The following is a 7,261-nucleotide window of genomic DNA, read 5'->3' as shown; positions in this document are numbered from 1 at the left end:
TGGGGGGCGGCGGCGCTGCCTCTGGCCATGGCGGCCAACCAGCCCGGCGCGGAGGGTCTGCCGGAGGGAAGCGAGGGCGTGCGCTGCGGCGTGCGCTACGACCAGGACGCCTGTCAGGAGCTGTTTCAGCGGGTGGCAGGCCCCCTGGCTGAGACGCTGTCCAGCGCAGGTGTGCCGGAGCGGGTGTCTCCGGAGCAGTGGCGGACCGCTCTGACGACCAGGCTGGGAGTGTATATGGACTTTCAGGGCCAGATTTCCGCGCCTGTGCTGGCGGGCTGGCTGTCCGGAGAGGAGACTGCCCTGTCCGCCACCCTCCGGCGGCTGGCTCTGGTGGCATGGGAGGACGGTGTGGACCTGTACTATCGGGACGAGGAGGACGGGAGCTATTATCGCTGCCGCTCCCAGGTGGCCGACCCCTTCTCCCTGGAGGAGGCGCTGTCCGGCCTGGCGGATAACGGGGCCTTTTACGCCTTTGAGCGGGAGGAGTACGTCGGCCTGGACCCGGACACCCTGTTGCTGCCCGAGGCCCCGGCCCCGGCGGTGTACGCCGCCGCCAATCCTGTGAACGGGGGGCAGGGGGCGCTGGAGTCCCTGGTCCAGGACCTGGGCTTCTCCCTCAACTCCACCAGCTTCTATTCCACCGATGAGCAGGTGGCCCGCAGCGGGGACGACAGCGTCCGGCTGTCCGACCGGGGCGTGGCCCAGTACGTCTATGAGGGGCGGGAGGGCGTGGGCCTGTTCCCCATCCCCCGCCGGGGCGGTGAGCTGTTTGACAGCGTGGAGGCCTGCCGCCAGATTACCCTGTCTGTTATGGGGAGCCGGTGCGGCGAGGCCCGGCTCTACCTGATGTCCGCCCAGCGGACGGACCGGGGGCTGGAGATCGACTTCGGCTACAGCCTGAACGGGATTCCCGTCCTGCTGGACCGGGGCTGTGCCGCCCATTTCCTGGTCAGCGGGGGGCAGGTGGTTCAATTTTCCATGTATCTGCGCAGCTATGCGGCCGGCGGGGATACCTGTCTGGTGTTGCCCCCCCGCCAGGGGGCGGCGGCCCTTCTGGCCCGGGGGCTGGAGGGGGAGGAGCTGCTGCTCACCTATGCCGACAGCGGCGGAGATACAGTGCAGGCCGGCTGGTCGGCAAGAGAGGCTGAGGAGGACTGAGCCCATGCCCTGGAGCAAGCTGAAAAATATCATCCTGGTCATTCTGGTGATTACCAACCTGTGCTTGCTGGCCCAGGTGGCCCTTCCGGCTATCCAGAGCCGGCGTCTGCTGGACCAGACCAGGGAGCAGGCCATCCAGTTCCTCCAGGGCCGGGGAGTCCAGCTGGACGAGGGGACCGTCCCCCAGTCCATTGACCTCTCCCCTCAGGTGGCGGAGCGGGACCTGGCGGGGGAGGAGCGGGCCGCCGCCGCCCTGCTGGGCAGCCCTGTCACCGCCGAGGCCCGGGGGGGCGAGGTGTACCGCTACTTCAACGAGAGGGGCTCGATCCAGTTCCACAGCGATGGGGCGTGCTCCGCCCAGCTGGAGCCGGAGCAGTTTCCCCTGGGGGAGGACCGGGCCGCCGGCTGTCTGGCCCTCTTGAAGCGGATGGGCCTGACGGGGGATATTCTGGAGGAGGAGGGAGATACCCTGATCTTCCGCCAGAACTGGGAAGGAACTCCCCTCTTCACCCAGCAGGTGACTCTGGTGTGCCAGGGGGACGGCCTGGCGGCCATTGCCACAGGCCGGCAGCTGCTGGCCGCTCCCCAGCCCGACCCCACCCGGCGGACCGTGACCGTGGCCACTGCGCTCATCGACCTTCTCAACGGAGTGGGCGCCCTGGGAGATGTGTGCAACCGGGTGGATGCCATCGAGGCGGGCTATGTCACCTCTGCCAGTCTGTCCGGCGCTGCCCTGCTCACCCCGGTGTGGCGGGTGACCACCGATACCGGGGCCTATCAGCTGGACGCTGTCACCGGCGGAGTGAGCCGGGTGTCCTGAGCGGGGAGAACGCCGCATAGACTGTAAGAGGCGAAGGCCTCCCCCGACAGGGGAGGCGCCCCGAAGAGGGCGGAGGGTTTGCTTCGCCGGAGGCGAAATTTGCAAAGCAAACGGGCCTTTTACCCATCCCAAGGAGGCATCCTATGTTCGATCAACACAGCCCTGTCGGGGTCCTGGACTCCGGGATCGGGGGCTTCAGCGTCGTCCGGCAGGTGCAGCGTCTGCTGCCCGGAGAAAACCTGCTCTATTTCGGCGACGGCGCCCATATTCCCTATGGCAACCACGGGGAAAAGACCATCGCGGCCATGGCCCGGTATATGTTTCGCTTTATGGAGGAGCGGGGGGTCAAGGCCCTGCTGGTGGCCTGCAACACCATCTCCTGCGTGGTGGAGCAGTGCCGGGATGTGGTGTCCTGCCCGGTGTTCAGCGCCGTTCAGGCGGGGGCGGACGCGGCGGCCCGGCTGGAGGCGGATAAGGTGGGGGTCATCTCCACCGTATTCACCCACAATTCCCGCATCTATCCCAAGAAAATTCAGGCCCTGAGCCCCCGGAAGGTGGTGGTGCTCAGCTGCGGCTGTCCTGATCTGGCCCGGCTGGTGGAGCACAGCCTGGGTGACCCAGCCGGCATGGCCCGGGTGGAGGAGAACCTGCGCCTGGAGCTGGACCCCATGGTGCGGAAGGAGGGGGTGGAGTGCTGCGTGCTGGGCTGCACCCACTACCCTCTGGTGGCGGACAGCATCCACAGGCTATACCCCGGCCTGCCCCTCATCGACCCGGCGGAGGAGATGGCCCGGTCCTTGATGACTTACTTAGATCGGGAACGCTTGAGCAATCCCCAGCGCGGCCCCGGCACGCTGACCGTCTACACCACGGGCGACGTGGCGGAGTATGCCCTCCGGGCCCGCCAGGTGGGGCTGGAGCGGGTGGCCGGCGTGGAGTTTTACCCGCCCATGGAGATCGTGTAGGGGCGGATATCATCCGCCCGCATAAATGCGGCAAACTGTGGAAACGGGCGCGCATTGTGTCCGAGGCAGCCCCGTGCAGGGCGGGACAACCCGGACCGTCGAGTCCTACAGAAAGAGAAACGAGGAATCCCTATGTCAGAACTGCGATTTACCATCCCCACCCTCTTCGGCCTGGAGGGGGTGTGTGCCGACGAGGTCCGGCGGCTGGAGTTGCCGGAGGTGCGGGCGGAAAACGGCCGGGTGCAGTGCGTTGGGTCAGATAAGGACCTGCCCCGGCTCAACCTGAATGTCCGCACCGGGGAGCGGGTGCTGCTCACCCTGGGGACCTTTCCCGCCAGGGACTTCGACGCCCTCTTCGAGGGGGTGCGTGCCCTGCCCTGGGAGCAGTTCATCCCCCGGGACGGCCAGTTTCCGGTGAAGGGACACTGTCTCAACTCCGCCCTCCACTCGGTGCCCGCCTGTCAATCCATTGTCAAGAAGGCCGTCGCCGCCCGGCTGGGGAGCAAATACGGCCTGGCAAAGCTGCCGGAGAGGGGGGCGCTGCATCAGGTGCAGTTCTCTATTATGGGGGATGAGGCGGCCCTGTTTCTGGACACCTCGGGGCCTGGCCTCCACAAGCGGGGCTACCGGGCCCAGGGGGTGGCGGCGCCCCTCCGGGAGACGCTGGCCGCCGGTCTGGTGCTCCTGTCCCGGTATAAGGGCCGGGATCCCCTGTGCGACCCTTTCTGCGGCTCGGGCACCATCCCCATCGAGGCGGCGCTCATCGCCAAAAACCGGGCCCCTGGCCTGAACCGCTCCTTCTCCGCCCAGAAATGGAGCTGGCTGGACAAGCGGTTCTGGCTGGACGCCGCCGGCGAGGCTATGGATAAGGAGTTTGACGGCGCTTACGAAATCTGGGGCGGGGACATCGACCCGGAGGCCGTGGCCCTGGCCTGGCACAACGCGCAGCTGGCGGAGGTGGACGATGTGGTCCGCTTCGATGTGGACGACGCCACCCGCTTCCACTGGGGCGGGCTGTACGGCCGGGTGGTGACCAATCCGCCCTACGGCGAGCGGGTGATGGAGCGCAGGGAGGCGGAGGAGCTGTATCGAGCCTTCGGAAAGGCCTGGGACAAGCTGCCCGAGGGGTGGAAGCTCTACCTGCTGTCCTCCCATACCGAGTTTGAGCGCACCTTCGGCAAGCGGGCGGACAAGAAGCGCAAGCTGTACAACGGTATGCTGAAGTGTGATTTGTTCATGTATCTGTGAGGTGCCCGCTATGCGCCATCTGTTCATCATCAACCCCGCCGCGGGAAAGCGGGAGACAACTCCGCATCTGGAGGGGCTGCTGGACCGGCTGTCCTTTCCCCACGAGGTGGTGTACACCGAAAAGGAGGGGGACGCCCGGCGCTTTACCGAGGAGGCGGTCCGGACCGGGGAGCCGGTGCGGGTCTATGCCTGCGGGGGCGACGGCACCCTCAACGAGGTGGTCAACGGCGCGGCGGGCTGTGACCATGTGGCCGTCACCAACGTGCCCAAGGGGACGGGGAACGACTTTTTGAAGATTTTCGGGCCCGATTACCGCAAGCTGTTCTATGATCTGGAGGCCCTGGCCGACGGTCCTCAGACTCCCTTTGACCTGATAGACTGCAACGGCCACCTGGGCATCGACGTGGTGTGCGCCGGGGTGGACGCCCGCATCGCCGCAGATGTCCACAGGTATAAGGACTGGCGGTTTGTCTCCGGCATGGGGGCCTATGTGCTGTCCCTGATAGAAAATGTCTTTTTCAAGGGCATCGCGCGGCCTATGTCGGTGCATATGGGGGAGATCCAGTGGGTGGATCAGCCTGCCTCGCTGCTGTGCGTCTGCAACGGCCGGCATTACGGCGGAGGCTTTATGCCTGTGGGCGAGGCTTTGCCCGACGACGGGGTGCTGGATATGCTGCTGGTGCGGCAGGTGGGACTGCTTACCTTTCTGCGCCTGGTGGGGAAGTACGCCAAGGGGCTGTATAAGCAGTACCCGGAGCTGATCCTGGATTACCATGGACAGCAGGTCACGTTTTCCGCGCCGGAGCCTATCTCTGTGGTGGTGGACGGCGAGGTCATGCGGGACAGGACATTTGCCGTCCGCCTGTCGGAGAAGAGGGTGAATTTTTTCTACCCCGCCGGGGCGGATTACCGTCTAAGGGATTAGAGCGCTCCACAAATTTGGGAATAAATGGTTTTGTGAAAAAATTTTCCTTGCAAATCCTATCCGGGTGTGATATAATACATACAGCCTAGAGCTCGCAGGTGTAGTTCAATGGCAGAATGTCAGCTTCCCAAGCTGAACACGAGGGTTCGATTCCCTTCACCTGCTCCACGCAAAAAACCGCCGAAAGCCTTGTGTTTCAAGGACTTTCGGCGGTTTTTGTTATCTATGGTTTTGGCTCGACAGGGGAAATACGAGATGATCGCTCAAGAGAGCATGTGTCAAGGGGGATTTCACCATAAAGATGAAATCCCCCGATAAGCTGGAAGCCGCCTTTTGCAACCTATGCTGGAGTTATTGCTGCTTTCTAAATGTGATCACAAATGCCCCTTTAATCTGCACTGATGTCGCCATGTAATCGTATGTCACAAGTTCCCATCCATCAGCAGCTCTTTTATTGATGAGCTGGTCTAATGCCTTTATATCGTCTGAGTCTGCTTTGTCAGAAAACCACTTCGTTCCTACCATTAAAATTTCTGTTTTATAAGTGTACATGATTTGTTCCTCCTGCTACTAACCATAATTAAATGGGAAACATTTGTCGGATTAGTACGGGTCTAGTATACCATTATTGCAGACACATTTCAACCCTCTTTCACAGGAGCTGACAGTGGCAGCAATGCTCCGGTATATGCCGCCCGCTTGTGGGTGGTCAGGACACATTTGCTTTCACCTTTCCAGCGCTCTCATGTCTTTCCGGGTAAAGAAGCTCCAGAAGGTGACCACCCCGATCCAGCCCAGGCCGGTGGCCAGGGCCACGGCGGGCAGACCCAGCCCGGGGGCCAGGAGGAAGGACAGCACCACCCGAAGGGCGATGTGCCCCGTGGCCCCGATGACGGGCAGGTTGACCTGGCCCCGGCCCCGGAAGAAACCGGCCTGTCCGCTGCCCAGAAAGTTAAACAGGTAAAAGCAGGCCACCAGCCGCAGGTAGCCCAGGGCGGGGACCATAGCATCGGGACTGCCGGCGGGGAGGACCAACCGCAGGCAGGGCTCCGCCCCCAGAAGCATCGCCAATGACATAAACAGCCCCAGACCCGCCAGCAGCCGCTGTCCGGCGCGGAAGCCCGTCCGGACCCGGGCCTCCTCCCCGGCGCCCGTGTTCTGGCCGATGAAGATGGCGGCCGCCGCCGCGCCGCTGTCTCCAAAGGAGTTGGCAAAGCCCTCGATCCGTGTGGCAGCAGTAAAGGCGGTGATGGCGTCCTCGCCCAGACTGTTCACCGTCCCTTGAACCAGCAGCTTGCCGATGTACAGATTGCACATGTGCAGGGCGGTGACAAAGCTGAACCGGGCGGTGCGCCTGAGCAGGGGCAGGTCCAGCACCATGTCCTCCCGGCGGAACAGCAGCTCGGGGAGGCGCAGACGGAGGAAATTTACGCACAGTGCCGCGGCCAGTGTCTGGGCCAGCACGGTGGCCAGGGCGGCTCCCTCCACCCCCAGGCGGGGAACCAGCAGCAGGTCCAGCCCCAGATTGACCCCCATGGACAGGGCCAGAAAGAACAGGGCGGCCCGGGTGCTGCCCACCGAGCGCAGCACTCCGGAGGACAGGTGATAGGCGAAGGCGGCAGGGAAGCCCAAAAAGATGATTTCCAGATAGCCGGCGGCGTAGAGGGCCACGGATTCCGGGGTATGGAGGAGGGCCAGCAGGGGATTCAGGGCCAGCAGCCCCAGGGCGGTGAGGGCCAGCGACGCCCCGGTCCCGAACACCCCGGACAAAAAGAAGTCCCGGCGGAAGGAGGGGCCGTCCCCGGCGCCGTAGAACTGGGACAGGAGGGCGCCCACCCCGTCGCAGCCGCCGCTGATCAGGAAGAGAAACAGGTTCATCACCGACCCGGCCACCCCCACCGCCCCGAAGGCGGCGCCCCCCACAAAGCGGCCCACAATCACCGCGTCCACCGTGTTATACAGCTGTTGGAGGATGTTTCCCGCCAGCAGCGGGGCCGACAGGGCGATGAGCTGCCGGCCAATATTTCCCTGGGTGAGCTGGGCACAGGTCATGTCTGCTCCTCCTGTCCATTTGGTTTGCCTGTAGAGGCGGACATTGCCCGCCCGCAGGCACGCGATGCGCACCCCTACAAAATTCACCCCCAG

7 protein-coding genes and 1 tRNA gene are annotated in these 7,261 nt (G+C 64.2%); 6 read left to right on the top strand and 2 right to left on the bottom strand.

The genetic code is table 11. The annotated features are described in order from the left end of the window. From D1641_RS14505 to D1641_RS14480, 6 genes are all read left to right on the top strand, one after another. Positions 1–1,158 (top strand): hypothetical protein (locus tag D1641_RS14505; RefSeq protein WP_160666922.1); only part of this gene is annotated, 1,158 nt, incomplete at its 5' end. A 4-nt stretch (positions 1,159–1,162) separates the two neighbouring features. After that, positions 1,163–1,978 (top strand): hypothetical protein, encoded by an 816-nt coding sequence (locus D1641_RS14500; protein ID WP_160666920.1) that lies wholly within the window; start codon positions 1,163–1,165, stop codon positions 1,976–1,978. A gap of 143 nt (positions 1,979–2,121) precedes the next feature. Further along, complete coding sequence (murI, locus tag D1641_RS14495) at positions 2,122–2,943, top strand: glutamate racemase (protein ID WP_160666918.1); 822 nt, start codon at positions 2,122–2,124, stop codon at positions 2,941–2,943. A 132-nt stretch (positions 2,944–3,075) separates the two neighbouring features. After that, positions 3,076–4,191 (top strand): class I SAM-dependent RNA methyltransferase, encoded by a 1,116-nt coding sequence (locus tag D1641_RS14490; RefSeq protein ID WP_160666916.1) that lies wholly within the window; start codon positions 3,076–3,078, stop codon positions 4,189–4,191. A 10-nt stretch (positions 4,192–4,201) separates the two neighbouring features. After that, the gene (locus D1641_RS14485; RefSeq protein ID WP_160666914.1) at positions 4,202–5,116 is read left to right on the top strand and encodes a YegS/Rv2252/BmrU family lipid kinase; all 915 of its coding nucleotides are present in this window, start codon (positions 4,202–4,204) and stop codon (positions 5,114–5,116) included. A gap of 94 nt (positions 5,117–5,210) precedes the next feature. Continuing rightward, positions 5,211–5,284, top strand: a tRNA-Gly gene (locus D1641_RS14480). Positions 5,285–5,467: 183 nt separating this feature from the next. Here the strand turns inward: D1641_RS14480 and D1641_RS14475 are convergent. Together D1641_RS14475 and D1641_RS14470 are read right to left on the bottom strand one after the other, a co-directional pair. Continuing rightward, a complete protein-coding gene (locus D1641_RS14475; protein ID WP_160666912.1) occupies positions 5,468–5,668 on the bottom strand; it encodes a DUF4177 domain-containing protein in 201 nt (66 codons plus the stop codon). A gap of 174 nt (positions 5,669–5,842) precedes the next feature. Then, entirely contained in the window at positions 5,843–7,168 is a 1,326-nt protein-coding gene (locus D1641_RS14470) for an MATE family efflux transporter (protein WP_160666910.1), read from the bottom strand. Positions 7,169–7,261 lie beyond the last annotated feature (93 nt).

Origin of the sequence: Colidextribacter sp. OB.20 (genome assembly GCF_009911595.1) — a bacterium.
Taxonomy (GTDB): Bacteria; Bacillota; Clostridia; order Oscillospirales; family Oscillospiraceae; genus Lawsonibacter.
Note: the sequence above shows the minus strand (reverse complement) of the source record. Positions and strands in the feature narration are given on the sequence as shown.

What these genes read in the sequence shown, in the direction of transcription:
- D1641_RS14500 (WP_160666920.1), top strand. Translation starts at nt 1,163, where the DNA reads ATGCCCTGGAGCAAGCTGAAAAATATCATCCTGGTCATTCTGGTGATT.
- murI (WP_160666918.1), top strand. Translation starts at nt 2,122, where the DNA reads ATGTTCGATCAACACAGCCCTGTCGGGGTCCTGGACTCCGGGATCGGG.
- D1641_RS14490 (WP_160666916.1), top strand. Translation starts at nt 3,076, where the DNA reads ATGTCAGAACTGCGATTTACCATCCCCACCCTCTTCGGCCTGGAGGGG.
- D1641_RS14485 (WP_160666914.1), top strand. Translation starts at nt 4,202, where the DNA reads ATGCGCCATCTGTTCATCATCAACCCCGCCGCGGGAAAGCGGGAGACA.
- D1641_RS14475 (WP_160666912.1), bottom strand. Translation starts at nt 5,668, where the DNA reads ATGTACACTTATAAAACAGAAATTTTAATGGTAGGAACGAAGTGGTTT.
- D1641_RS14470 (WP_160666910.1), bottom strand. Translation starts at nt 7,168, where the DNA reads ATGACCTGTGCCCAGCTCACCCAGGGAAATATTGGCCGGCAGCTCATC.